Here is a 26,309-nt window from a genome sequence, read left to right as displayed (position 1 = left end):
CTACTTCATTATAGTACAGCACAGAAGAATTGTAAAATCTAAAATATTGATAGTATGGATTTGCCAAACTGAACGCAGTGTGGCAAATGCAGTTTGCCTTTACGACCCCGCTTGTGAAAACGCGTTTGTCGCGCTCCGCAGAGCGCGACAAACGCAAAATTAAAATAATTATTCCGCTGAACATGCCCAGAGCTTAAGCGGAGGGCATTTAAATCGTCCTACAAAAAAGGGACTGCTACACAGTTTGTGCAGCAGTCCCGGAGGAAGAAGCGCCTTTCAGCGCGGGAATAGCTTACAGGATATCGATGTATTCACCGGCCAGCGCCTTGTTCATGCTGCGCACGGCGCAGAACTTGCCGCACATGCTGCAGGTGTCGCTGTGGTCGTCCTCGGGCAGGCGGGCATCCCGGATGGCCTTGGCGGTCTCGGGATCCAGCGCGCAGGCGAACTGTGCATCCCAGTCCAGTACGCGGCGGGCATCGCCCATCTTGTCGTCAATGTCCCGGGCGTGGGGGATGCCCTTGGCGATGTCGGCGGCGTGGGCGGCGATCTTGGATGCTACGATGCCCTGCTTTACATCGTCCACGTTAGGCAGTGCCAGATGCTCGGCGGGGGTCACATAGCACAGGAAAGCCGCACCGCTGGCGGCTGCCACTGCGCCGCCGATGGCTGCGGTGATGTGGTCGTAGCCGGGGGCGATATCGGTGACCAGAGGTCCCAGCACATAGAAGGGTGCGCCCATGCAGATGCTCTTCTGCACCTCCATGTTGGCAGCCACCTGATTCAGGGGCACATGGCCGGGACCCTCCACCATCACCTGCACGTTGTGTGCCCATGCGCGCTTGGTCAGCTCGCCCAGACGCACCAGTTCCTCGATCTGGCACACGTCGGTAGCGTCAGCCAGACAGCCGGGACGGCAGGCGTCGCCCAGAGAGATGGTCACATCATGCTCGGCGCAGATCTCGCAGATCTCGTCAAAGTGCTCGTAGAAGGGGTTCTCGTTGCCGGTCATGCTCATCCACGCAAACACCAGAGAGCCGCCGCGGCTCACGATGTTCATCTTGCGCTTGTGCTTGCGGATCTGCTCGATGGTCTTGCGGGTAATGCCGCAGTGCAGGGTGACAAAGTCCACGCCGTCCTCTGCGTGCAGGCGCACCACATCGATAAAGTCCTGTGCGGTCAGCTCAGCCAGATCCCGCTGGTAGTGAATGACCGAATCATACACCGGCACAGTGCCGATCATCACCGGGCACTCGTGGGTCAGCTTCTGGCGGAAGGGCTGGGTGTTGCCGTGACTGGACAGATCCATAATGGCTTCTGCGCCCATGTTCACGGCGCTCATCACCTTCTGCATCTCAATGTTGTAGTCCTTGCAGTCGCGGGAAACGCCAAGGTTCACGTTGATCTTGGTGCGCAGCATGGAGCCCACGCCCTCGGGGTTCAGGCACTTGTGGTGCTTGTTGGCGGGGATGGCTACCTTGCCCTCGGCGACCCACTGGCGGATCTCCTCGGTGGTGCGGTATTCCTTTTTGGCTACGATCTCCATCTCCGGGGTAACGATGCCCTTGCGGGCGGCATCCATCTGGGTGGTATAAGTCTGCATACGCTGTGTTCCTCCAAATGACAGTTTATCTCTGAACAGCAGGGTGCTGGTCATACAGATGTAGTGGTAGGTAGCCGTCATTCAGAAAAAACAGTACGCTCTGGATGCCGACACCTGCGCAAAATACGCTTTTCATGTTGGTTTTCTCCATGAATTTTGTAACGCGGCCCAAGGTGGTGCCCCCGGTTTGCCGCGGGATGATAGCTTACTTTATGATCTGCTCCGAAAGGGCGCGCAGCTCCCGGCACTCGGCCTCGATGTCCTTTGCGGCAAAGATGGCACTTACCAGCGCCACGCCGTCCACGCCGGTGCCCTTGAGCTGCAGAATGTTCTCCTTGTGGATGCCGCCAATGGCTACCACCGGCACATCCACGGCGTTGCAGATGTCGATGAGGGTCTGCCGGGGCATCTCGCTCACGTCCGTCTTGGTGTGGGTGGCAAATACCGCGCCCACGCCAAGATAATCTGCACCGTGCGCCACAGCGTCCAGTGCTTCCTGCACCGTGTGGGCGGAAACGCCGATCATCATTCCCTCGCCAACGCGCTGGCGCACCTGTGCGGCGGCCATATCGTCCTGTCCCACATGGATGCCCTCGGCGTGGCACTGCAAGGCCACCTCCACGTTATCGTTGATGAACAGCGGCACACCGTACTGCTGGCACAGGGCGTGGATCTGGATGGCTTCCTGCAAAAAATCGGCGTCGCCCAGCTGCTTTTCCCGCAGCTGCACGCAGGTGGCACCGCCCTTCAGGGCACTTTCCACCTGCTGATACAAAGTCTGCTCGCCCACCCATGCGCGGTCGGTCACCGCGTACAGGAGCATGGTGTGTTTATCGCACTTCATAGTTTGCGCCTTTCTCCAGCTGTTCGGGGGTCATGTTGTAAATGGCATCAATGATGTAATTGCGGTAGGTGGCATTGCCGTCCTGCGGGGTGAGCCGCTGGTGGGCAACTTCGCCCGCCAGACCCATGGCGCACACTGCTGCAGCGGCAGCCTCCAGCGGATGGCCGGGATTGGCGGTGACAAAGGCTGCCGTCAGGGCAGAAAGCTGGCAGCCCGTGCCGGTGATGCTGCTCATCATGGCGTTGCCGTTGCGGATGCAGTAGGCCTTTTGTGCATCGGCTACGATGTCGATGGCACCGGTAATGGCAACCACCGCACCGGTGCGGGCGGCAAAGGCCTTGGCAAAGGCCACGGCACTGTCTAAGTTTTCCTCGGTCACCTTGTCGGCTACATCTGCATCCACGCCCTTGGTGGTGCCCGCGCCGGAGGCAAGGGTCTTGATCTCCGAGATGTTGCCACGGATCGCTGTGAACTGCACCTCCCGCAGCAGGCGGAAGGCGGTGTCGGTGCGCAGACGGGAAGCACCGGCACCCACGGGGTCCAGTACCACAGGGTGTCCCAGCTGGTTAGCTTTTTTGCCCGCCAGCAGCATACTGGTGACGGTGCGGCTGTTCAGCGTGCCGATGTTGATGTTCAGCCCGCCGCAGATGGCGGTGATCTCCTCCACCTCGGCGGCATCATCAGCCATGATGGGGGAAGCACCGCAGGCCAGCACCATGTTGGCGCAGTCGTTCACGGTGACATAGTTGGTGATGTTGTGGATCAGCGGGCAGCGGCTGCGCAGGTTTTCAAAGGCGGTCTTGAGCATTTCGGGAACCTCCGCTCAGGAAAGGCTGTTCTGCATGGAGCGCAGAGCACCGGAGCGCTGCAGGCTGAACACCACGGCACCGGCGATCACTGCACCTACGGCGGTGGAGATGAGGAAGGGCACGATGTAGGCGTAGAAGGCGATGTCCGCAGCGCTCTTGCCCATCAGGAAGATGGCCACGGGCCATGCGCACAGGCCGCCCAGAATGCTGGTGCCGAACACCTCACCCACCACGGTGGCGATCAGGTTTTTGGTCTTGTGGTATGCAAGGCCGCACAGCAGTGCACCGAACATACTGCCCGGGAAAGCCATCAGGCTGCCCAGACCCAGCAGGTTGCGCAGCAGGGAAGCCACAAAGGCTACGCCCACGCCCCACCAGGGCCCCAGCAGAACAGCGCACAGCACGTTGACCATGTGCTGCACCGGGGCGCACTTGCTGCCGAACATGGGAAAGCTGAATACGCTGCCCACCACGCACAGGGCACAGAACATACCGGCGAGGGCAAGCTTTTTGACAGAGAGATTCTTCATGATAAATTGGCTCCTTTTCAACCATCTGCGGCAGCGCAGGACGAATACCGGCGCTCCCGCAACAAAACAGCCCGTGCCCGCAGCAAGGCGGGAACAGGTACGGAAGGTGCGGTCGAAGCTTACTGGCTTCCTCTCACGCCGGAACACGGCTTCCCATCGCTGCATTCATCCAAGGCTCAGGGCGCTCCCCCTCAGCCGGCTGCGGAACCTCCGCAGAGGGACAAAAAAACAGGAGGAGCCCGGCGCGGCTCCTCCTGCAAAAAATCATAAAGGGTATGACTTCCTACGGCGGCATTATCCGCATCAGGTAAAAGGGTCGAAGCTTGCTATACTTCCTCTCAGCCCGCTGCACGAGCTCCCCTGTGTTTGATTGTGACTGTATTTTACACCTCTTTCCCCAAAAATGCAAGAGGGAAGGGGACGATTTAGAATGGCCTCCGCGTTGCTCTGGCCATATTCAGCGGAATTATTATTTTAATTTTACGTTTGGAGCGACCGCGTTTGCGGAGCGTAGCGTAGCAATGGAAGCCCCAGTGGGGCTTTTAAGCGGCAGAGCGGTCTGCGTTAGCAGATGGAGGGGCTTTGCCCCGACAAGCTCTGCGGAGCGCGACAAACGCTATTTTCACGAGAGGGGCTGCAATGGTTAAAGGGAGGTCTGAATTGTAAATGCAGTTGACCGTTACGACCCTTCCTGTGAAAAAGTAGTTCCGAAACGCCCGCAGGCGTTTCGGAACTACAAATAAAAATAATTCTTCCGCTATTTATGCGCAAAGCGAACGCGGAGCGCATTTTTGATTGTTATACTGCATAAAACCAGAGCCGCCGTGCAGGGGTCTGCGCGGCGGCTTTGGTCACAGAAAGGAGAATAATATGAAAAAGCAGAGAAAGTCGGTTTAACCCATGGTCACCTGCACCGTTACCTCAGTACCGGCGGCAGCCAGCGGCAGTACATTGCCGGAGATGGTCTTGCCGTCCACAGTAACGGCCTTGATGCCGTGCTGCACCCCGGCGGCGTTATCCACCGTGATGTGGTAGACTGCGCCGCGGAAGCGGCGGGTCACGGTAAAGCCGGACAGGGTGTGGGGAATGCAGGGGTCTACCTTCAGGCCGTCCAGGGTGGGCTGGATGCCCAGAATGTACTGACTGATGTTGAAGAAGGTCCATGCCGCCGTGCCGGTCAGCCAGCTGTTTTTGGCTTCGCCAAAGGTGGGGGCGTCCTTACCGGCTACCATCTGGCTGTAAACGTAGGGCTCGGTGCGGTGGATCTCGGAAATGTCCTCAATGTAGGCAGGGCAGGTCTTGCGGTACACTGCAAAGGCGCGGTCGCCGTGGCCGAGCGTTGCCTCGGCGCAGCTGATCCACGGGTTGTTGTGGCAGAAGATACCGGCGTTCTCCTTGTATCCCGGAGGATAGCTGGAGATCTCGCCCAGATTCAGCTGGTAGCTGGTGTAGGCGGGCTGCAGCAGCACCACACCGTATTTGGTGTCCAGCCGCTCTTCCACACTGGCAAGTGCCTGTGCGGCTTGTCCGCTCTCCTTGCCGATGCCGGCCATGACGCACATGCCCTGCGGCTCAATGAAGATCTGACCCTCGGTGCACTCCTTGCTGCCAACGGGCTTGCCGAAAGCATCGTAGGCACGGCGGAACCATGCGCCGTCCCAACCGGCGGTCAAGGTGGCCTGCTCCACGGCATCAATGTGCTTGCGGGCGGCAGCGGCTTCCTCGGTCAGATTCAGATGGTCGCACAGCTGGGCGTATTCGTGGCCGTACTTGACAAACATACCGGCAATGAAAACGCTTTCGGCCACGGGGCCCTCGCTGGGGCCGGTGATCTGGAAGCTCTCGCCCGGGTGCTCGGAGAAGCAGTTCAGGTTCAGGCAGTCGTTCCAGTCGGCGCGGCCGATCAGCGGCAGGCCGTGGGGGCCCAGATGGGTGCAGGTAAAGTTGAAGCTGCGGCGCAGATGCTCCATCAGGGTCTGCGCCTTGGTGGCGTCGTTATCAAAGGGCACCTGCTCTTCCAGAATGGACCAGTCGCCGGTCTCCCGCAGGTAGGCGGCGGTACCGGCAATGAGCCACAGCGGGTCATCGTTGAAGCCGGTGCCGATATCCCGGTTGCCCTTTTTGGTCAGGGGCTGGTACTGGTGGTAGGCGCTGCCGTCCTCAAACTGGGTGGCGGCGATATCCAGAATGCGCTCCCGGGCGCGGGAGGGGATAATGTGCACAAAGCCCAGCAGATCCTGACAGCTGTCCCGGAAGCCCATGCCGCGTCCGGTGCCGCTTTCGTAGTAGCTGGCAGAGCGGCTCATGTTAAAGGTGACCATGCACTGGTACTGGTGCCAGATGTTGACCATGCGGTTCAGCTTTTCCTCGCCGGACTCCAGATGGTAGGTGGACAGCAGCTGCTCCCAGTGGGTGCGCAGGGCGGCGCGGGCGGCATCGACCTGTGCATCGGTGGCGTAGCGCTCCATCATGGCGTGGGCGCGGGTCTTGTTGATGACACCCGGCGCAATGAACTTTTCCTGCTGCGGGTTCTCGATGTAGCCAAGACCAAACAGGATGCTGCGGCTCTCGCCGGGGGCGAGGGTCAGGTGGATGTGCAACGCACCCACCGGTGCCCAGCCGTGGGCAATGCTGCCGGAGCAGTGCCCGGCGCGGACAGCCTGCGGGTCTGCCGGGCCGCCGTATACGCCGCAGAAGGCATCTCGGGTGGTATCAAAGCTGTCCACCGGGCAGTTTGCCCAGAATACGGCGTAGTGGTCGCGGCGCTCGCGGTACTCGGTCTTGTGGTAGATGACGCTGCCCTCTACCTCCACCTCACCGGTGGAGTAGTTGCGCTGGAAGTTAGAGCCGTCGTCCACGGCATCCCACAGGCAGAACTCCACATAGCTGAACAGATCCAGCTCCTTGACTGCGGTGCTGCTGTTGCATACCGTCACCCGGTCCAGCTCACAGGCATCGCCCTTGGGGACAAACAGCTCTTGCCGGGCGGTCACGCCGTCCTTTTTGCCCTCCAGAATGGTGTAGCCCAGACCGTGGCGGCAGCTGTAACTGTCCAGCGGGGTCTTGGTAGGCTGCCAGCCCGGGTTCCATACGGTGTCACCGTCCTTGATGTAGATCCGGTGGCCGTCCATGTCCAGCGGGGAGTTGTTGTAGCGGTAGCGGGTCAGGCGGCGCATCCGGGCGTCCCGGTAAAAGCTGTAACCGCCCGCCGTGTTGGAGACCAGACTGAAGAAGTCCTCGCTGCCAAGGTAGTTGATCCACGGCAGGGGCGTCTGCGGGGTGGTGATGACGTATTCCTTATTCTGGTCATCAAAATATCCGAACTTCATAATGCTTCCTCCTTAAAACTGCGCCTTGTCAGGTGGGCAGTACGTCGATTGCGAAAACGATTAAGGCGTTGCGAAAGAAGCAATCTCATCACGCTAAGCATACCCTATCCCACCCAAAAATGCAAGAGCTTTTTGCAAAAATCTCAACGGAAATTTAAAAATAATCTGCGCAGCCCCGGCGGTTTTTTGTGGCTTTCTGCGCTGCACAAACCGGCGAAACGCGGAACGAAAGACCTGAAACCCCATTTTAAAAGTAATATATACATACGGCCTTTGACACCGAAAACCATAACGAAACTGCAACGAAAATTTTTCTATTTTAATCGAAATGTAACGAAAGTGAATCGAGGTGCACAATTTTTACAGGTCATATTGGAACAAAATGCCAAAAGTGATGCAGTTAAGCTAAAACTTTTACATTTTCGCTTGATTTTTGATGCAGAATGCGATATATTGAGATTGCGAAAACGATTAAGGAACTTGCGAGAAACATCCCGCTGCTCCTATCCTCGGAAGGAGGCTACAAGATGCCGTCCCTGAAGGATCTGGCGAAAGAATGCGGCGTATCCGTCGCAACCGTCAGTAAGGCGCTGAACGACCAGCCGGACATCGCACCGGCCACGCGGGAGCGCATCCGTGCAGCGGCCCGCCGCATGGGGTACCTGCCCAACGCAGCGGCCAGGGCGCTGAAAACCAACCGTACTTACAACCTTGGCGTTCTGTTCGTAGATGAAAAACAGAGCGGCCTGACCCATGAGTACTTCTCCGCAATGCTGGACAGCTTCAAGGTAGAAGCGGAAAAGCGCGGCTACGATATCACCTTCATCAACCACAACATCAGCGGCAAGTCCATGAGCTATCTGGAACATTGCCACTACCGGGGTGTGGACGGCGTGGTGATCGCCTGTGTGAACTTTTACGATCCGCAGGTGGTGGAGCTGGTCAACGGCGATGTGCCGGTGGTGACCATCGACCATGTGTTCAACAACCGGATGGCGATCCTTTCAGACAACGTGGTGGGCACAAAGGCTCTGGTACAGCAGGCATGGGCCTGCGGGCACCGGCGCATCGCCTTTATCCACGGCGAAAAGACCGCTGTTACCGAGAACCGCTTGGCAGGCTTCTATCAGGCCTGCGAGGAGCTGGGGCTGAAGGTGCCGGAGGAGTACGTCCGCTGCAGTGTGTACCACGATGTAGATCGCTGCGCAGAGGAGACCCGGGCGCTGCTGGCACTGCCGCAGCGGCCCACCTGCATCATCTTCCCGGATGACTTTTCCGCACTGGGCGGCTACAACGCCCTGACTGAAGCGGGCTTGAGCATCCCGGAGGACATCTCGGTGATGGGATACGATGGCATCTATCTCTCCCGGGTGGTCAAACCCCCGCTGGTGACCTACCAGCAGAACACCAAGTCCCTTGGCAGGCTGGCGGCGGATAAGCTGATCGAGCTGATCGAGCATCCGCGTGTGACCCTGCCGGAGCAGATCCGGGTGTCCGGCAAACTGCTGGACGGCGGCTCCGTCCGCATCCTTTAACAAAGGCCCACAACTCCCAGCGCGGAGTTTTTGAGAATGAATTTTTTTATTGGAAAACCATGAAGGAGGTTTACCCTTATGAAAAAGATCTCTCGTCGTAATTTCCTGCTCGCTTCCGGTGTCGTGACTGTTGGTGCTGCTCTGGCAGCCTGTGGTGGCGGTTCCTCCAGCAGCACTGCTGCTTCCTCTGCTCCTGCATCCTCTGCAGCTGCTTCTGCTCCGGCTGCCGCCGAGGGCAAGGTGCTGAACATCTGGTGTTGGAATGATGAGTTCCAGAGCCGCTTCAACGACTACTATCCCGAGGTCAAGGAGATCGCAGCCGACAAGTCCACCACCACCCTGAAGGACGGCACCACCGTGAAGTGGACCATCAACGCCAACGAGAACAACAACTACCAGAACAAGCTGGACGAGGCTCTGCTGAATCAGGACTCCGCTGCCGATGACGACAAGATCGACATCTTCCTGATCGAGGCTGACTACGCTCTGAAGTATGTGGATTCCGACTACGTTCTGGATGTCAAGAAGGATATCGGCCTGACCGATTCCGATCTGGCTGGCCAGTACCAGTACACCAAGGATATCGTTTCTGTGGACGGCAGCCAGCGCGGCACCACCTGGCAGGCTACCCCGGGTCTGTTCGCATACCGCCGCAGCATTGCAAAGGAGGTTCTGGGCACCGATGACCCCGCCGAGGTGCAGACCTACCTGTCCGACTGGGATAAGTTCAATGATGTAGCTGCCAAGGCTGCTGCCAAGGGCTACAAGATGCTGTCCGGCTTTGACGATGCTTACCGCACCTTCTCCAACAACGTCTCCGCACCTTGGGTCACCGGCACCACCGTTACCGTGGACGAGAACCTGATGAAGTGGGTGGATCAGACCAAGGAGTACACCGACAAGGGCTACAACAACAAGTCCAGCCTGTGGGACAGCCAGTGGGCTTCCGATCAGGGCCCCACCGGTAAGGTGTTCGGCTTCTTCTACTCCACTTGGGGCATCAACTTCACCCTGCTGGGCAACTCTCTGGCAACTCCTACCGCTGAGGGCGGCAAGGAAGAGGTTGGCAACGGCATCTACGGCGACTACGCTGTGTGCGAAGGCCCTCAGCCCTACTACTGGGGCGGCACCTGGATCTGCGGCGCAGCCGGCAGCGACAACCTTGAGACCATCAAGGACGTTATGCTGAAGCTGACCTGCGATGAAGCCATCATGAAGCAGATCACCATGGATACGCAGGATTACACCAACAACGAGAAGGCCATGGAAGAAATCGCCAAGAGCGATTACAAGTCCGACTTCCTCGGTGGCCAGAACCACATCGCTCTGTTTGCAGAGGCTGCAACCAAGATCGATATGTCCAACGCCGGCCCGTACGATCAGGGCCTGAACGAGAGCTTCCAGAACGCTTTCAAGGATTACTTCACCGGCAACGTGGAGGAGGATGCCGCCAAGGCAAACTTCGAGACCGCCATCAAGGAGAAGTACCCCGAGCTGACCGACGTGGTATGGCCCGCATAAGCGGTTTTACTCCGAACTGAAAATTGAAGCAAAGGGGCGGGCGGCGTATCTCGCCCGCCCCTTTGGTTTTGCTGTGACCCGGCAGGAGGGAGATCTCATGGGAGAAAAAACAAAGAAGAAAGGGTCGATCAGCTACGCGAAATGGGGTTATATCTTCATTGCACCGTTCTTTATCATCTTCGCGGCATTCCAGCTGATCCCTCTGGCGTCCACCATCTATTACAGCTTTTTTGAGTATTACCGCAGCGGTCTGAAGATCATCGGACCCAACTTTGTGGGCCTGAAAAACTACATCACCCTGTTCGCGACCGATCTGCCCAAGTATTTCAGCAACACGCTGATCCTGTGGATCATCGGTTTTATCCCGCAGATCATCGTCTCGCTGCTGCTGGCGGCATGGTTCACTGACCTGCGGCTGAAGCTGAAAGGGCAGACCTTCTTCAAAACGGTCATCTACATGCCCAACCTGATCATGGCCTCGGCCTTCGCCATGCTGTTCTTCGCCCTGTTCTCGGATAACGGCCCGGTGAACGCAGTGCTGCTGAGCATGGGCTGGATCAAGACCCCCATCAGCTTTCTGAATACCGTGTGGGGCAACCGTGGTCTTGTGGGCCTGATGAACTTCCTGATGTGGTTCGGCAACACCACCATCATGCTGATGGCAGCCATTATGGGCGTGGATCCCACCCTGTACGAGGCTGCGGAGCTGGACGGCTGCACGCCGAACCAGATGTTCTGGAAGATCACCCTGCCCCTGATCCGCCCCATTCTGGTCTATGTGATGATCACCTCCATGATCGGCGGATTGCAGATGTTCGATGTGCCGCAGATTTTGACCAACGGCAAGGGCGGCCCCGACCGTACCTCCACCACCATGATCATGTACCTGAACAACCACCTGTTCAGCAAGAACTACGGCATGGCCGGTGCAGTATCTGTGGTGCTGTTCCTTGTGTGTGCAGTGCTGTGCGTCGTCGTGTACTTCTCGCTGACCAAGGAGGATGACGGCCTGACCAAGGCCCAGCGCAAGGAACTGAAAGCAGCCAAAAAGGCTGCTGCCAAAGGAGGGAAATAAGTATGGCACATACGCCTAAAAACCAGTCCGAAAAGGCGATCTTGACCGCCCGCCGTGCGTGGTGCTATCTGGTGCTGGTGCTGATCAGCTTTCTGTGCCTGTTCTTCTTCTATGTGCTGATCATCAACTCCACCCGCACCCACTTCGAAATTCAAAAGGGCTTCTCGCTGATGCCGGGCAAGTCCATCATCACAAACTTCCGCAACGTGCTTACGGACGCCAACATCCCAGTGGTGAGCGGCATCCGTAACAGTCTGCTGGTGTCTGCCTGCTCGGCAGCGCTCAGCGTCTACTTCTCGGCGCTGACGGCCTACGGCATCTATGCCTATAACTTCAAGTTCAAAAAGGCCGCCTTTGCCCTGATCCTGCTCATCATGACCATGCCCACACAGGTGTCCGCACTGGGCTTTCTGCAGTTGATCTCCAAGATGGGCCTGAAAAACAGCTTCATCCCTCTGATCGTTCCCAGCATTGCGGCACCCACCGTGTTCTTCTTCATGAAGCAGTATCTGGACGCCTCCCTTCCCATGGAGATCGTGGAGGCCGCCCGCATTGACGGCGCAGGCGAGTTCTATACCTTTAATAAGATCGTGCTGCCTATCATGAAGCCGGCTCTGGCTGTGCAGGCCATCTTCTCCTTCGTGGCCAGCTGGAACAACTACTTCATCCCGGCTCTGGTGCTGGACACCGCCGACAAAAAGACCTTGCCGATCCTGATCGCCCAGCTGCGCAGCGCGGACTTCCTGAAGTTCGATATGGGCAAGGTGTACATGATGGTGGCTATTGCCATTCTGCCGGTCATCGTCGTCTACCTGCTGCTGTCCAAGTTCATCGTCCGCGGCGTTGCTCTGGGCGGTGTTAAAGGCTAAAATTGCGACCGCCGCCTGCGAGCAAAGACTTCCCCCGCTCCGGGGGAAGATGTCACGCAAGTGACAAAAAGGGGAGTACAGGGAGCAATTTTTGGCGCAGCGGTCTGCAAGACGCGAGACCCGCCCAAGGGTCGAAGCGGATGCAGGACACCGCAAGAGGTTTTAAGCGAACAATAACACCTTCATTTCTCTGTTACAGCATAGCAAAGCCCCCGGGGGATACACCCTCGGGGGCTTTGTGCGTGATAAAAGCTTAAATCAATATTCCATCGCAATGGTCGATTTCGTGCTGGATGATCTGCGCCGTCCAGCCGGTAAAGGTCTTGATGCGCGGCTTGCCGTCCATGGTCTGGTACTGCACCTTGATGCTCTGCCAGCGCTTTGTTTTCCGCACGCCTTCCAGTGAAAGACAGCCTTCCTCGGCTTCGTACTGGCCGGATTTTTTCAGGATGACCGGGTTGAACAGCACCAGATATCCGTCCTCAGCTTCCACTGCAATGATGCGTTTGAGCACGCCGATCATGTTGGCGGCCATGCCCACACAGCCGTCGGCGTGGGCGGTCAAGGTGTCCAGCAAGTCCCGCGCAATGGGGGCGTCCTCCGGGGCGGCAGGGGCAGACTTCTGCGCCAGAAACAGCGGGTCGTGCATGATAGGCTGGATCATAGTAAAATCTCCTTTATTCTTCAGTTCTGCTTAAAAGGATGCCTGCCAGCAGCCCGGCAGCAGCCGGAAGCACCCAGCCAAAGCCCAGTGCCGCCAGCGGCAGGGCGTTGGCAAGGGCAGAAAGCGGGCCAAGCGGCAGCGCGGCGGCAATGCTCTGCACGGCGGTGCAGCCGATGCACAGCGGATAGACCCGGCGGCGCTGCTCCAGTCCGGGCACAAAGGAAAGCGTAATCAGCACAATGGCTACCGGGTACAGGGCATTGAGCACCGGGACGGATAACCGTAGGATCTCTGCCAGCCCCAGATTGGAGAACAGCATACTGGCGGCGGCAAAAAAGGCGGCAAGGGCAGGGTAGGGGATGCGGGGCAGCAGGGTGTGGAAATATTCCCCCACACAGGCAATCAGCCCCACACAGGTGTTGAAGCAGGCCAGAATAAAGATGGCCGCAAGGAGCACCAGCCCTGCTTTGCCGAACAGCCGCTCGGCCAGCACGGTCAGCACCTCGGCACCGGTGGAAAGGCCGGGCGCGGCGGCACCGGTCAGTGCTCCGGCGTGCCCCAGCATGGCGTAGACCGCCAGCAGCAGCCCGCCCGCCACAAGCCCGGCGCGGATGGCGCTGCGCTGCACGTCCTGCTCCAGGGCAACACCCTGCGCCCGGATGTTCATGGCAATGACCGCGCCAAAGTTGAGTGCCGCAAGGGCGTCCATGGTCTGGTAGCCGTACAATACGCCCTGTAACACAACAGCGGAACGATACGCCTCGGTGGGCGCAGCGTACTGCGCCGCCAGCGGGTACAGCAGGCAGCCGCCGAACAGGATCAAGATCAGGACCAGCAGGCAGGGGCAGAGCAGCCTGCCCAGCCAGCGGGTGAGCCTGTCCGGGTGCAGCGCCACCAGAAAGGCCGCGCTAAAGAACAGCACGGAATACCCCAGCTGCAGCCCGGCGTTGCTGCCCAGCAGCGGGGTGAGCATGGCAAAGGAGGTGCTTGCGGTGCGCGGAATGGCCAGACACGGCCCGATGGACAGATAGATCAAAATCATGAACACCTGCGCAAACACCGGGTGCACCCGCCCGGCCAGCTTATCCAGACCGTCTGCCCGTGCCACCGCGATGACCCCTGCAACGGGCAGACCCACGGCGCTGATAGCAAGCCCCAGAAAGGCGGGCCAGAAGTTTACCCCGGCCTTTGCACCCAGATCAGGCGGGAAGATCAGGTTACCTGCCCCGAAAAACATGGAAAATAACGTAAAACCGACAAGCAGCAGCTTGCGGCCCTTGAGCGCTTGTGTCAATGCCGTCCCCTCTTTCCTGCGCTGGTGCCAAAGCTGCACCGCATACGGTATCCAGTTTACACTGGATGTAAATTCATGTCAAGCGTGCGATGGTTGAATAAAAGTATATACAGCGTGAGCCGCCCCGCCGCAGGTGGTGCACAGGTCATTCCCCTTTGCGGGACGGTATGGTATACTATACCTTATAATAGGCAGTGGAAGAGGGCAGTTTATGAAGCAGAACAAGCAATTTTTTCGCCGTCTGCTGGCGGTGGCGTTCTGGCTGGCGGTGTGGCAGGCCGCAGCCATGGCCATCGGGCAGGAGGTGTTTTTGGTATCGCCGGTGCAGGCGCTGCGCACCTTGGTGCAGCTGCTGCCAAGGGCAGATTTCTGGCAGCGGGTGGGCTTCAGCTCCGGGCGCATTTTGCTGGGTTTTGTGCTGGGCGCAGTGGTCAGCGTGGTGCTGGCGGTATGCGCCGCTCGGTGGAGCGCCGCCGATGCACTGCTGGCTCCGGTGATGCAGCTGGTCAAGGCCACGCCGGTGGCAAGCTTTATCATACTGGCGCTGGTCTGGGTGCGGGGCAGCGCCCTTTCGGTGCTCATCAGCTTTTTAATGGTGCTGCCGGTGCTGTACGGCGTAGTGCGCACCGGCATTGCCGGGGCAGACGTGCAGCTGCTGGAGATGGCGGCGGTGTTTCGTCTGCCGCCGGGTCGTCGCCTGCGGTCGATCTGGCTGCCTGCGGTGCTTCCGGCCTTCCGGCAGGGGTGCAGCGTGGCGCTGGGCATCTGCTGGAAAAGCGGCGTGGCGGCCGAGGTCATCGGTCTGCCCAACGGCAGCATCGGCGATGCGCTCTACCGCGCCAAGATCACCCTTTCCACCGGGGAGTTGTTCGCGTGGACCTTTGTCATCATCCTGCTGAGCGCAGGTTTTGAAAAGCTGTTCCTGTTTGCACTGGATAAAGCCGTAGGCGCAGTGCTGGGAGAGGAGGGGACAAAATGCTGAAGCTTCAACACCTGACAAAACGGTTCGGCACAGCGCCGCTCTTCACCGACCTGTGCATGGAGGTGGACACCCCCGTGGTGCTGTGGGCACCCAGCGGCTGGGGCAAGACCACCCTGCTGCGCATCCTGATGGGGCTGGAACGCCCCACCACCGGCAGTGTGGAGGGCGTAGGCCGGGTGGCGGCGGTCTTTCAGGAGGATCGTCTTTGCCCCCAGCTGAATGCGGTGCAGAACGTCACTTTGGTGCTGCCGGGGGCAGAAAACCAGTACAAAGAGCAAATTATAAGTGATTTTCAACAGCTTGGAATGGATTCTGCCGCCTTGCAGCTGCCCGCCCGCAGGCTTTCCGGCGGGCAAAAGCGGCGGGTGGCACTGCTGCGGGCGCTGTGGGCACCCAGCGACACCCTGCTGTTGGACGAGCCCTTTACCGGCATGGACCCGGACACTTTGCAGCGGGCGGCGACGCTGCTGCGGCAGCGCTGCGCGGGCAAGCCGGTGCTGCTGGCCACCCACGATGAAAGCGCCATCCGCGCCCTTGGCTGGCCGGTGATGGAACTGAAAAAGATGGGACGCTCTTGAATGCCCTCCGCTTTGCTCTGGGCATCATTTAAGGAATTTTTATTTTATATGTTGCTTTTGTCGCGCTCTGCGGAGCGCGACAAAAGCTGCTTGTTTTAAAATTACCTATAAAGCAAGGACGAGCAGCCCACGGGCTGCTCGTCCCTGTATTATAGAATATTCTTTACCCGAACAGGCTTTTGGTGTTGTGAGAGTATACAGAAAGGACTAATCCTACACAAATATACAGCATAAGCACCGAACTGCCGCCGGCAGAGTAGAAGGGCAAAGTGACGCCGATGACCGGAAGCACCCGCAGGTTCATGCCCACGTTCACCGCGATCTGCGCCATCAGGGCACCGCCGATACCGGCACAGATGTAGCTGCCCAGCAGATCCTCGCTGCGGGCACCGGTGGCAAAGGTCTTGATCACCAGCGCCAGCAGAACGCCCAGCACCACGCAGCAGCCCACAAAGCCCGCCACGTTGCCGATCCAGCTGAGGATGAAGTCGTTGTGGGCGTTGGGTACGCTGTAATACCGGCCGGTGAATAGGCCGTTGCCAAAGATGCCGCCGGAGCCCAGCGCGATCTCGCCGCGCTGCTGCTGGTAGATGATGTTCTTCCACACCGTCTCGCTTGGTGCCCAGCCGGTGGTGTTTTCCGGGTCCAGCACCGCCAGAATGCGGTACCACTGGTATCCCTTGCCGATCTTATCGCTGAAAAAGGCAAAGGCTACCGCCACGGCAGCGCCCGCCGCCGCAAAGGCTGCAAAGATATACTTCCAGCTCAGCCCTGCTGCAAACATCATGCAGCATCCGATGATGCCGTAGATGATGGCCGTGCCGTCATCGCCCTGCACATGGATGATGGCAATGGGCACCAGCAGATGCAGCAGCAGCTTTGCCAGCTCCTTTGGCTCGTTGATGCGGCTGCGCACGTTGTTCAGGTGCATGGCAAAGGTCAGGATAAAGCTGATCTTTGCCAGCTCTGTGGGCTGAAAGGTAAAGCCGCCCAGCTTGTACCAGGAGTAGTTGTCGGTATCACCGGCGTTGTAGCCGATGGTCAGCGGGCCGATGGATACGTTGCGGATGACCAGCGTGGGCAGCACCAGACCCCACGTCAGCACAACGTGCACCGGCCACACCTTTACAAGGCTGCGATAGTCCACGCAGGAGAGCAGCAGTGCGATCACGATGCCAATGACGGAAGCGCCCGCCTGCACCAGCGCCCGGCGGTAGTCGCCAATGCCGATGATGGCACCGGTCACCTCGTCGGTGGCAAAGCCGTTGCCCTGCTTAGCTGCCCAGGAGGACAGCGCCAGCACCGCCATAACGCTGCTGAAAATGCACAGCAGCAGATAGATCTTATCGGTGCGCTTAAAATATTGTCGAATGCTATCCAAGGAAAGCACCGCCTTTCGTCAAAACAGTCTGCCGGGGCATACCTGCGTACAGGCGATAAAAACCCAGCATATCGCTATTATACACAAATCCCCGTGCCAATGCAATGTGCCGTGTGTGACGGAATGGTAAAACATTGCCGGGAAGCTTGACAAAGCCCCGGCGGCATCCTACAATGAACCTGTGGACGCAGCCTTGCGTACAACAGCCCCGGCAGTGTGCCGGGGGAGAGGAACGGAAAAGAAGAAATGGAACATACAGTTTATCGCCGCCTGCTCAGCGCAGTGTGTGCCATCGCACTGGCCTTTACGGCAGTGTGCCCGGCAGTAGCCGCCGCGCCGGAGGACACCACCGACACCCCCCAGACCCTGACTGCCTCTGAGGTGCAGGAGATGCAGCAGACAGATGCCGCCGTCACCGCCCTGACCGACAGTGCCGCCTACGCCGGAATGTCGGAGGAAGAACGTCAGGTGGCTGCGCTGGCGCAGCTGGACGAGCTGGCGGCGCAGGGGCTTATAAAAAAGGACAGCATCTATGTGGATGCGGAAAACGGCATGATAAGCTTTACTTACAGCTGCGGTGCGCTGGGCGGTATTCTGCTCACTGACACCGAGAGCGAGGCAGACGCCGCCCTGCCCGGGCCGGAGCCGGAGGATGCACCCGCCCTGCTCGCCGCCGAGAACGGCACCGTGGGCAATGCAGTCATCTACTATGCCTTTGATAACGGGGTCAACAGCAACCGCTACCCCTACTATTCTTATATGAAGGACTACTGGAACGGTTTCGGGCTGGACACCCATCTGGACATGATGGTGACCGTCTCCGACCTGAAGCGGATGGCAGATTACGACCTTGCCATCCTCAGCGCCCACGGCGCGTACTACACCTATGAGTATGGCTGGCTGTGGAAAAAACAGGCCACCGCGCCCATCCTCCTGCTGCTGGAAAAATCTGATTTCTGGAACGACCTGCGCTACGGCATGGATCTGCTCAGCCACCGGGTCATCAAGGTAAACGGCTGCTACGCCGTCACCGGAGACTTTTTCGGCAATGCCTACCGGGGCGGTAAGCTGAACGGCACCATCGTGCTCTCGGAGACCTGTGAGTTCTACGGACGCAGCGGCCATGTGGACACCACCCTTTCGGACGGGCTGCTCTCCGGCGGGGCAAAGGCCGTGGCGGGCTTTGTGAACAACGTATACAGTGTATATTCCCGCAGTATGCTGTGGGCGACCGTGAACCGCCTGATCGAGGGCAAGACCTTGCAGCAGGCCATTGATTACGGCCTTGAGGTCTACGGCGAAAACGACATCGTGTGGTATCTCAACCAGAACACCGGACGGCGTCCCCACCCGGCGGCGTCCTATCCCATCATTCAGGGCGATAGCACCGCCCGGCTCACCGCGCCCGGCACGGCAGCGAACGGCGTAGCGGAGCAGACCCCTGCTGCCGCCTGACCATTGCACTTTTGTGCGTTTTATATTATACTTAGGGATGGCAGAGCGTCTGCCATCCCTTTTTAAACGATGAGGTAACCTTCATGTCAGAATATATCACCCATTCCCGCGCCGAGACGGTGGCGCTGGGCAAGCGGATGGCCGCTGTGCTGGCTCCCGGGGCGCTGATCGCCTTTACCGGTGGTCTGGGCGCAGGCAAGACCGCCTTTACCGAGGGTCTTGCCGAGGGTCTGGGCTGCACCGACCCGGTGTCCAGCCCCACCTTTGCCATCGTGAATTACTACCGGGGCCCGCGCCCGCTGGCGCACTTTGACCTGTACCGCATCTCTACCGAGAACGACCTGTGTGCGGCGGGCTTCTACGATTATCTGGATCAGGGCGCTGTGGTGGCGGCAGAGTGGAGCGAAAACTTTGCCGACCTGCTGGCGCTGGAAAACCCCATCCGGGTGAACATCGACCGTCTGGACGATACCACCCGCAAGATCACCATTGAGGGGGTGACGGTATGAATATTCTGGCCGTGGATACGGCGGGCAAGACCGCCGGTGTAGCGCTGCTGCAGGACGACCGCCTGCTGTACGAGGTGTATCTGGACGGTGGCATGACCCACAGCGAAACGCTGATGCCTATGATCGACACCTGCTTAAAGATGTGCGGGCTAACCTGCGCGGACATCGACCTGTACGCTGTCAATGCAGGCCCGGGCAGCTTCACCGGCCTGCGCATCGGGCTGGCTGCCGTCAAGGGTCTGGCTTTCCCGCGCGAGACTTTGTGTGCCCCGGTGTCTACTTTGGAAGCGCTGGCCGCTGCCCACACCGGCGAGGGTACGGTGCTCTGCGCACTGGACGCCCGCCGCGCACAGGTATACAGCGCTGCCTTTGACCTTGCCACTCACGCCCGCCTGCTGGACGATGACGCCCGGGCGGTGACAGATCTGGCGGATTTTGTAGAAAATTGCAAAAAGCCTCTGTTTTTTGTTGGTGATGGCGCGGGTCTGTGCTATAATAAATACAGTAATGTGCTGGGCGTGCTGCAAACACCCCCGGCGCTGCGGGGCGGTCGTGCCGCTGCCGTAGCACTTGTGGCAAAGCAGATGGCCGCAGCCGGGCAGGCTGTGCTGCCGGAGGCGCTGCTGCCGGACTACCACCGCCTGAGTCAGGCGGAGCGGGAGCGGGCCGAGCGTCTGGCTGCCGAAGCCGCAGCAAACAAACAATAAAAGCGGAACTGTGACTACTCACAGGGAAAGGACGTTTTTCCATGGCAAAACCCATTGCACTTGCCGCCGATCATGGCGGATTTGAACTGAAAGAGGCTGTCAAGGCACATCTGGAGGAGCTTGGTCTGGAGTATATCGATTTTGGCACCCACAGCACTGACAGCGTGGACTACCCCGATATGGCTGTGCCCGCTTGTGACGCAGTGGTGAGCGGCCAGTGCGAGAAGGCACTGCTGTTCTGCGGCACCGGTGTGGGCATCAGCATGGCAGCCAACAAGATCAAGGGCATCCGCGCCTGCTGCTGCTCCGACAGCTTCAGCTGCGAGTATACCCGCCGCCACAACGACGCCAACGCCCTGTGCATGGGCGGCCGCGTAGTGGGCGCAGGCCTTGCCTGCCAGCTGGTGGATATCTTCCTGAACACCCAGTTCGAGGGTGGCCGTCATCAGCGCCGCATCGACAAGCTGACCGCACTGGAAAACCGCTGATTTTCTCTGAAGCGTAATTGAGCCTTTTGTGCGCCCACCGGGCGGGCAAGGCCACAGATCAGTACCCGATAGAATGTTCTATATAAATTAAGGAGCGTGTTTTTATGACCCCGATGATCGTTGAACATCCGCTGCTGCAGCACAAGATCAGCCTGCTGCGCAACAAACAGACCGGCACCAAGGAGTTCCGTGACCTCGTTGGCGAGATTGCAACTCTGCTGTGCTACGAGGCTACCCGCGATCTGCCGCTGGAAGAGGTGGAGATCGAGACTCCCATCACCATGGCAAAGACCAAGGTGCTGGCAGGCCGCAAGCTGGCTCTGGTGCCCATCCTGCGCGCCGGCATGGGTATGCTGGACGGCATGCTGACCCTGCTGCCCGCTGCCAAGGTCGGCTTCATCGGCCTGTACCGCGACGAAAAGACCCTGCAGCCTGTGGAGTACTTCTGCAAGTTGCCGCAGGATATCGCTGAGCGCGACGTTCTGGTGCTGGATCCCATGCTGGCTACCGGCGGCAGCGCCATCGACGCCATCACCCAGATCAAGAAGCACGGCGCAAAGCGCATCAAGTTCATCGGTCTGCTGGGCGCACCGGAGGGCATCAAGGCTCTGCACGAGGCACACCCCGATGTGGACATCTATCTGGGCGCACAGGACGACCGCCTGAACGAGAACGGTTACATCGTGCCCGGTCTGGGCGATGCAGGCGACCGTATCTACGGCACAAAGTAAAAACAGCATAAAGCTTTTTCACCGCCGCCTCCCGCCCGGAGACGGCGGTTTTTTGCGTCTGTGGAGCGCGACAAACGCATTTTCACGAAAAAGAAGATGCTGCCCTCCACGACTCCTGCCTGTGAAAAAAGGGTTCAGAAAAGTCCGCAGACTTTTCTGAACCCTGAAATAAGAAATAATTTTACATTAGCTTATGCGCAGAGCAACGCGGAGCGCATTTAAATCGTCTGACATTACATCTCGCTGCTGCGCAGAAAACGCACCAGAAGGGGCAGCTCGTACAGCAGCATCAGCAGCCAGCCCACCGCGTAGCTGAAGGGCAAGGCTTCGATATCCATCTTCATCACCAGCACAAACAATGCGGCGGCAGCCACACGGCCGCCCATGTTCAGCATACTGCTGTTCAGGGTGATCTTCAAGTCGCCCATGCCGCGGAAAAAGCCCTGAATGCCGTTGGTGGCGGCGGGCATCAGATAAAACAGCGAGATGGTGCGCAAAAACCGCACGCCAAGGTCCACCACGGCAGGGTCGGCGGCAAACAGCCGGATGATGGGCTCAGCAAACAGCAGGCAGACACCGGTAAGCAGCAGCGCATAGACAAATTCGATGCGCATACCGCAGTGGTAACCCTGTCGCACCCGGTCGGTCTTGCCCGCGCCCCGGTTCTGCGCCATCAGGGTGGTCATGGCGTGGCCGATGTTCTGCTGCGGGGTGTAGGCAAAGTCGTCGATGCGGGAGGCGGCGGTAAAGGCCGCCATGGCGTTGACGCCCATGGTGTTCACGATGGCCTGCACCGCAATTTTGCCCAGCTGCACCGTGGCCTGCTGCATGGCGCTGGCCCAGCCGTAGCTTACGGTCTTGCGCAGCAGCTTGCCGTCATACACCAGCCATCGTCTGCCCAGCTGCAGGACTGGCACCTTATAGCGGATGTACACCACGCACAGCAGGCAGCAGGCAGCTTCGCTGAGCACGGTGGAAAGGGCGCAGCCCTCGCTGCCCCAGCCCAGCGCCTCCACAAAAAACAGGTCGCCGCCGATGTTCAGCACGGCACTGATCATCAAAAAATACAACGCGCTCTTGCTGTCGCCCAGCGCACGCATGGTGGCAGCAAGGAAGTTATAGAAGAAGGTGAAGATCAGCCCCGCAAACACGATACGCAGGTAGTTCACCGCAATGGGCAGAATAGCCGCGGGCACCTGCAGCAGCCGCAGCAGCGGGTCTGCCAGCAGCACGCACAGGGCAGAGAAGGTCAGGGAGAACACCGTGCCCGCAATGGCGGTAGTGGATACCTGCCGCTCCACCAGCTCGGTGTCCCCCGCGCCAAAGGCGGTGCTGACCAGAATGCCCGCGCCCAGACACATCCCGTTGATGAACAGGATGGCAAGGGTCATCAGGGGGTTCGAGGTACCCACGGCAGCCAGTGCATCCTCGCCCACAAACTTGCCCACGATGATACTGTCGGCGGCGTTGTAGGTAAGCTGGAACAGGTTGCCCAGCACCAGCGGGATGGTAAATTTGATCAGCAGCGGCGTAATAGCACCGCTGGTCATGTCCTTGGTCATGAAAAACGTCCTCTTTCCTATTGATAGAAGCAGCCGCTTACACGATGCTGGCGCGTCCGCTGAAAATGGCCAGCGCCGCGCGGCTGTTGCAGTTGGCCAGCAGCTGGGCGGCGGCGTGCAGGGCAGCACCGGCGCTGACCGAAGCGGGGATGGCATCGGTGCGCAGCACCTGCTGGGCGGCACGCTGGGCATCCCGGCTGGCCACAGCGGAAACGTTATCCACCACATAGCTGTTGTAGTTTTCCGGCACGATGCCGTAGCCGATATCCGGGATGCCGTGGGGGCCGGTAAGCCCGCCGCCCAGCACCTGATTTTCATACGGCTCCACCGCCACGATGCGCACATCGTTCGTCCATGCCTTGATGGTCTCGCCCACGCCGGTCACAGTACCGGCGCTGCCCACCCCGATGGTAATGGCGTCCACAAGGCTCTTGTTCTGCCGGGCAATGCTTTGCACGATGGCAGGGCCGGTGACCCGGCGGTGATATTCCGGGTTGTCATCGTTGGCAAGCCAGTTCATATAGTACCAGCCGTTCGCGGTGGCGGTCTGCGCCGCCAGCGCCCGTGCCCCGGCCAGACCGCTGCGGGCGGGGCTGTGCCGGATCTGTGCGCCCAAGCGCAGCAGGTACTCCTGTCGCAGGGCAGGGGCGTCCTCCGGCATAACCAGCACGATGGGGTGCCCGGCGGTCAGGCTGGCCAGCGTAAGGGCGGTGGCAAAGGGGCCGGAGGCTGCTTCAATGATGGGCTGCCCCGGGGCAAGCTGCTTTTTTTCAATGGCAAGGGCCAGCATCCCCTCGGCAAGGCCGTCCCGGGCGGTGCCGGTGGGGCCGTTAAAATCCAGATACGCGTACAGATGCCCCTTCAGCCCGCAGGCGGCGGCATAGCCCCGCAGCTCCACAATGGGACAGGCAGTGGTAAGGGTCTGGTAAAAATTAGAGTAGATCGGCACAAGGGCACTCCTTTCTCTTGGGATACAACACTATTATCCTAACGCAAAGCCCCCGGCTGCGTCAAGATGCCTTTTGGCAAAAACAGCGAATTTCGGGCAGATATTTCAGAAAAAACTCCGAAATCCCCTTGACAAGGGGCAGGGGTTCTGGTATACTCCATCCGTAAAGCAAAAAAACTTTACAACATAGCAAGTACAGACAGCAGAGCACCGGGGGTCAACAGCAATGGCAAAAGATCTGGAAATGGGGTATCTGCTGGACTTTTATGGCGAGGTGCTTACCCAGAAGCAGCGCGAGATGCTGCGCCAGTATTACAACGATGATCTTTCGCTGAGCGAGATCGGCGAAAACTTCGGCATCACCCGGCAGGGCGCACGGGACGCCATCAAGCACGGCGAGACCACCCTGAAGGAACTGGAAGAAAAGGTAGGCTTTGCAGCCCGCTACCGGCGGGTGCAGCAGAAGCTGGAACAGTTGGAACAGCTGGTCATCGACACCCGGTTCGAGTGCACCGGCCCCCGCGCCAATATCACCACCACGGAGTATGTGGAAACGCTGACAAAAATGCTGGAGATCATCCGCTCGATGGATGAAGCAAACGAAAGCTGATCGAATTTTGAAAGGAGCACCGCACAATGGCATTTGAATCCCTGACCGACCGCCTTGCCGGTGTATTCAAAAAGCTGCGCGGTCACGGTAAGCTGACCGAGGCAGATATCAAGGCCGCCATGCGCGAGGTGCGGATGGCTTTGCTGGAGGCCGATGTCAACTACAAGGTTGCCAAGGACTTCTGCGCAAAGGTATCCGAGCGTGCCATGGGTCAGGAGGTCATGGAGAGCCTGACCCCCGCCCAGCAGGTGGTCAAGATCGTCAATGAGGAGCTGGTAGCCCTCATGGGCGGCAGCGAAGCCGCCCGCCTGAACATCAAAAACAAGGGGCAGACGGTCATCATGCTCTGCGGCTTGCAGGGCAACGGTAAAACCACCCACGCGGCAAAGCTTGCCAAGTTCTATATCAAGCAGGGCCGCCGCCCCATGCTGGTGGCCTGCGATATCTACCGCCCTGCGGCTATTGACCAGCTGCAGGTGGTGGGCAAACAGGCCGGTGCGCCGGTGTTCACCCTGCCCGGCGCAAAGCCGCCGGAGATCGCCCGCAAGGCACTGGCGCACGCCAAGGACTACGGCAACGACATCGTCATTCTGGATACGGCAGGCCGCTTGCAGATCGACGAAGTGCTGATGCAGGAGCTGGTGGACGTCAAGGCCGCCGTTCCCGTGGACGAGACCCTGCTGGTGGTGGACGCCATGGCCGGTCAGGATGCCGTCAATGTGGCTAAGACCTTCAACGAGACGGTGGGCGTGGATGGCATCATCCTCACCAAGACCGACGGCGATACCCGCGGCGGTGCAGCGCTTTCCGTGCTGGCTGTTACTGGCAAGCCCATCAAGTTCCAGGGCACCGGCGAAAAGCTGGATGATCTGGATGTGTTCCACCCGGACCGCATGGCAAGCCGCATCCTTGGCATGGGCGATGTGCTCAGCCTGATCGAGCGTGCACAGGATGCCGCCGACGAAAAGGCCGCCGAGGAGACCGCCAAGCGGCTGATGGAAAACAAGTTCGATATGAACGATATGCTGGAGCAGTTCGCCCAGATCCGCAAAATGGGCGGTGCGGGCGCGATGCTCAGTATGCTGCCCGGCGCTTCCGGCATCGACGCCAGCCAGATCGACGATAAAGCCTTTGACCGCATCGAGGCCATGATCTATTCCATGACCAAAGAGGAGCGGGAAAAACCTTCCATCATCAACCCCAAGCGCAAGCGCCGCATTGCCGCAGGCAGCGGTACCCGCGTGGAGGACGTGAACAAGCTGCTCAAGCAGTACGAGATGATGCAGAAGATGATGAAGCAGTTCAAGAAGAGCCCCAAGGGCTTTGCCCGCCGTCTGGGCGGCATGATGGGCAATCCCAATGCCTTCCGCGGACTGAAATAACAACGGTATACAACCCCGGCGGGGTTTGTAACATATATCAAAAACAACATTTTTGGAGGATATCTATTATGGCAGTTAAGATTCGTCTGCGCCGCGTTGGCGCCAAGAAAGCTCCCTTCTACCGTGTTGTCGTTGCTGACAGCCGCTTCCCCCGCGATGGCCGCTTCATCGAGGAGATCGGCACTTACGATCCCAACAAGGAGCCCTCTGAGGTGAAGATCGATGCCGAGAAGGCAAAGCAGTGGATCGCTAACGGCGCTCAGCCCACTGATACCGTTCGTGTCCTGCTGAAGAAGTCCAACATTCTGTAAGTAGGGGAGGGCTGACTCATGCAGGAGCTGTTGCTGGCAGTTGCCCGCGGTCTCGTGGAGGACAAGGACGCCGTCAAGGTTACGGTGGACGAGCCCCGCGAGGACGGTATCATCGTCTACCACCTGAGCGTGGCAGAGGGAGATATGGGCCGTGTCATCGGCAAGCAGGGCCGGATCGCAAAAGCCATTCGTGTGGTGATGCGCGCGGCTGCTGTGCGGGTCGATGAAAAGGTCCTTGTTGAGATCGACTGAGCACCCTACTGGCCCTTTGCCTTTGCGGCAAGGGGCCTTTTTGCTATTACCAGGCTCGCCCTCTCCGGCATTGCTTGCGCAATGCCACACTCCCCCTTTTGTCACTGCGCGACATCTTCCCCCGGAACGGGGGAAGTCTTTCCTCAAAGGGAGAGGCAAGGGCCTGACCGGTACGTTCTTGGCTCTCCCTCTGGGAGAGCTGTCACCGCAGGTGACTGAGAGGGCGAGGATGCTACACAGGAGCATTCTGAACAAACAAGCAATACACCACCTCTTCGTCAAAAAGCTCCCCCCTCGGGGGAGCTGGCAATGCCGCAGGCATTGACTGAGAGGGTTCTT

Annotated in this window: 25 protein-coding genes and 1 riboswitch; of the genes, 15 read left to right on the top strand and 10 right to left on the bottom strand. The window is 59.2% G+C overall.

Annotated elements, in window-relative coordinates; translation table 11 throughout:
* Positions 1-292: 292 nt before the first annotated feature.
* The 5 genes from thiC to MTP39_RS11055 form a co-directional block, all read right to left on the bottom strand.
* Complete coding sequence (gene thiC, locus MTP39_RS11075) at positions 293-1,603, bottom strand: phosphomethylpyrimidine synthase ThiC (RefSeq protein WP_113992436.1); 1,311 nt, start codon at positions 1,601-1,603, stop codon at positions 293-295.
* Between the two features lie 205 nt (positions 1,604-1,808).
* Positions 1,809-2,447 (bottom strand): thiamine phosphate synthase, encoded by a 639-nt coding sequence (gene thiE / locus MTP39_RS11070; protein WP_249240556.1) that lies wholly within the window; start codon positions 2,445-2,447, stop codon positions 1,809-1,811.
* On the bottom strand, positions 2,434-3,255 hold the full coding sequence (gene thiM / locus MTP39_RS11065; protein WP_249240555.1) for a hydroxyethylthiazole kinase: 822 nt from the start codon (positions 3,253-3,255) through the stop codon (positions 2,434-2,436). Before thiM ends, thiE begins: the two co-directional genes overlap by 14 nt.
* A 15-nt stretch (positions 3,256-3,270) precedes the next feature.
* Complete coding sequence (gene thiW / locus MTP39_RS11060; protein ID WP_015536868.1) at positions 3,271-3,786, bottom strand: energy coupling factor transporter S component ThiW; 516 nt, start codon at positions 3,784-3,786, stop codon at positions 3,271-3,273.
* Positions 3,787-4,049: 263 nt separating this feature from the next.
* Positions 4,050-4,158: riboswitch (TPP riboswitch) on the bottom strand.
* Positions 4,159-4,679: 521 nt separating this feature from the next.
* Entirely contained in the window at positions 4,680-7,115 is a 2,436-nt protein-coding gene (locus MTP39_RS11055) for a GH36-type glycosyl hydrolase domain-containing protein (RefSeq protein WP_249240554.1), read from the bottom strand.
* Between the two features lie 527 nt (positions 7,116-7,642).
* Between MTP39_RS11055 and MTP39_RS11050 the strand changes: the two genes are divergently transcribed.
* The 4 genes from MTP39_RS11050 (at position 7,643) to MTP39_RS11035 (ending at position 12,115) form a co-directional block, all read left to right on the top strand.
* Complete coding sequence (locus MTP39_RS11050) at positions 7,643-8,650, top strand: LacI family DNA-binding transcriptional regulator (RefSeq protein WP_249240553.1); 1,008 nt, start codon at positions 7,643-7,645, stop codon at positions 8,648-8,650.
* A 78-nt stretch (positions 8,651-8,728) separates the two neighbouring features.
* Complete coding sequence (locus MTP39_RS11045; protein ID WP_236131356.1) at positions 8,729-10,171, top strand: twin-arginine translocation signal domain-containing protein; 1,443 nt, start codon at positions 8,729-8,731, stop codon at positions 10,169-10,171.
* A 97-nt stretch (positions 10,172-10,268) separates the two neighbouring features.
* Positions 10,269-11,246, top strand: a complete 978-nt coding sequence (locus MTP39_RS11040) for a carbohydrate ABC transporter permease (protein ID WP_249240552.1) — start codon at positions 10,269-10,271, stop codon at positions 11,244-11,246.
* A gap of 2 nt (positions 11,247-11,248) precedes the next feature.
* Positions 11,249-12,115 (top strand): carbohydrate ABC transporter permease, encoded by an 867-nt coding sequence (locus tag MTP39_RS11035; protein ID WP_097778848.1) that lies wholly within the window; start codon positions 11,249-11,251, stop codon positions 12,113-12,115.
* A gap of 253 nt (positions 12,116-12,368) precedes the next feature.
* On the opposite strand, the gene MTP39_RS11030 is transcribed toward MTP39_RS11035, so the two are convergent.
* The gene (locus tag MTP39_RS11030) at positions 12,369-12,779 is read right to left on the bottom strand and encodes a peptide deformylase (protein WP_249240551.1); all 411 of its coding nucleotides are present in this window, start codon (positions 12,777-12,779) and stop codon (positions 12,369-12,371) included.
* Positions 12,780-12,792: 13 nt separating this feature from the next.
* On the bottom strand, positions 12,793-14,073 hold the full coding sequence (gene brnQ, locus MTP39_RS11025) for a branched-chain amino acid transport system II carrier protein (RefSeq protein WP_256468820.1): 1,281 nt from the start codon (positions 14,071-14,073) through the stop codon (positions 12,793-12,795).
* Between the two features lie 211 nt (positions 14,074-14,284).
* Here brnQ and MTP39_RS11020 point away from each other — a divergent pair, with 211 nt between their 5' ends.
* Both MTP39_RS11020 and MTP39_RS11015 read left to right on the top strand, forming a co-directional pair.
* Complete coding sequence (locus MTP39_RS11020) at positions 14,285-15,055, top strand: ABC transporter permease (RefSeq protein ID WP_249240549.1); 771 nt, start codon at positions 14,285-14,287, stop codon at positions 15,053-15,055.
* Complete coding sequence (locus MTP39_RS11015; RefSeq protein WP_249240548.1) at positions 15,049-15,633, top strand: ABC transporter ATP-binding protein; 585 nt, start codon at positions 15,049-15,051, stop codon at positions 15,631-15,633. The genes MTP39_RS11020 and MTP39_RS11015 overlap by 7 nt, the downstream gene beginning before the upstream one ends.
* 163 nt (positions 15,634-15,796) lie before the next feature.
* On the opposite strand, the gene MTP39_RS11010 is transcribed toward MTP39_RS11015, so the two are convergent.
* The gene (locus MTP39_RS11010; RefSeq protein WP_442899400.1) at positions 15,797-17,023 is read right to left on the bottom strand and encodes an FtsW/RodA/SpoVE family cell cycle protein; all 1,227 of its coding nucleotides are present in this window, start codon (positions 17,021-17,023) and stop codon (positions 15,797-15,799) included.
* A 237-nt stretch (positions 17,024-17,260) separates the two neighbouring features.
* Between MTP39_RS11010 and MTP39_RS11005 the strand changes: the two genes are divergently transcribed.
* The 5 genes from MTP39_RS11005 (at position 17,261) to upp (ending at position 20,904) form a co-directional block, all read left to right on the top strand.
* On the top strand, positions 17,261-18,469 hold the full coding sequence (locus MTP39_RS11005; protein WP_249240547.1) for a hypothetical protein: 1,209 nt from the start codon (positions 17,261-17,263) through the stop codon (positions 18,467-18,469).
* An 83-nt stretch (positions 18,470-18,552) separates the two neighbouring features.
* Positions 18,553-18,978 carry a tRNA (adenosine(37)-N6)-threonylcarbamoyltransferase complex ATPase subunit type 1 TsaE gene (tsaE, locus tag MTP39_RS11000; protein WP_236131348.1) on the top strand — a complete coding sequence of 142 codons (426 nt, stop codon included), beginning with the start codon at positions 18,553-18,555 and terminating at the stop codon, positions 18,976-18,978.
* Positions 18,975-19,685, top strand: a complete 711-nt coding sequence (gene tsaB / locus MTP39_RS10995; RefSeq protein ID WP_249240546.1) for a tRNA (adenosine(37)-N6)-threonylcarbamoyltransferase complex dimerization subunit type 1 TsaB — start codon at positions 18,975-18,977, stop codon at positions 19,683-19,685. The genes tsaE and tsaB overlap by 4 nt, the downstream gene beginning before the upstream one ends.
* 41 nt (positions 19,686-19,726) lie before the next feature.
* Positions 19,727-20,173 (top strand): ribose 5-phosphate isomerase B, encoded by a 447-nt coding sequence (rpiB, locus tag MTP39_RS10990; RefSeq protein ID WP_112090383.1) that lies wholly within the window; start codon positions 19,727-19,729, stop codon positions 20,171-20,173.
* 104 nt (positions 20,174-20,277) lie between these two features.
* Positions 20,278-20,904: a uracil phosphoribosyltransferase gene (gene upp / locus MTP39_RS10985; protein WP_005920380.1), complete on the top strand. Its 627-nt coding sequence runs from the start codon at positions 20,278-20,280 to the stop codon at positions 20,902-20,904.
* Between the two features lie 233 nt (positions 20,905-21,137).
* On the opposite strand, the gene MTP39_RS10980 is transcribed toward upp, so the two are convergent.
* A complete protein-coding gene (locus tag MTP39_RS10980; RefSeq protein ID WP_249240545.1) occupies positions 21,138-22,466 on the bottom strand; it encodes an MATE family efflux transporter in 1,329 nt (442 codons plus the stop codon).
* A 37-nt stretch (positions 22,467-22,503) separates the two neighbouring features.
* Positions 22,504-23,415, bottom strand: coding sequence for a pyridoxal-phosphate dependent enzyme (locus tag MTP39_RS10975; RefSeq protein ID WP_249240544.1), 912 nt, complete (start codon positions 23,413-23,415; stop codon positions 22,504-22,506).
* A 226-nt stretch (positions 23,416-23,641) separates the two neighbouring features.
* On the opposite strand from MTP39_RS10975, the gene MTP39_RS10970 reads away from it, so the two are divergent.
* From MTP39_RS10970 to MTP39_RS10955, 4 genes are all read left to right on the top strand, one after another.
* Positions 23,642-24,025, top strand: coding sequence for a sigma factor-like helix-turn-helix DNA-binding protein (locus MTP39_RS10970; RefSeq protein WP_015536880.1), 384 nt, complete (start codon positions 23,642-23,644; stop codon positions 24,023-24,025).
* A 26-nt stretch (positions 24,026-24,051) separates the two neighbouring features.
* Complete coding sequence (gene ffh, locus MTP39_RS10965; protein WP_249240543.1) at positions 24,052-25,407, top strand: signal recognition particle protein; 1,356 nt, start codon at positions 24,052-24,054, stop codon at positions 25,405-25,407.
* Positions 25,408-25,475: 68 nt separating this feature from the next.
* Positions 25,476-25,718, top strand: a complete 243-nt coding sequence (gene rpsP, locus MTP39_RS10960; protein ID WP_022257433.1) for a 30S ribosomal protein S16 — start codon at positions 25,476-25,478, stop codon at positions 25,716-25,718.
* An 18-nt stretch (positions 25,719-25,736) separates the two neighbouring features.
* Entirely contained in the window at positions 25,737-25,970 is a 234-nt protein-coding gene (locus MTP39_RS10955) for a KH domain-containing protein (protein WP_249240542.1), read from the top strand.
* Positions 25,971-26,309: the final 339 nt, after the last annotated feature.

This window comes from Faecalibacterium sp. I3-3-33 (genome assembly GCF_023347295.1).
GTDB lineage: Bacteria > Bacillota > Clostridia > Oscillospirales > Ruminococcaceae > Faecalibacterium.
This window is presented reverse-complemented; position numbering and strand designations above follow the sequence as displayed.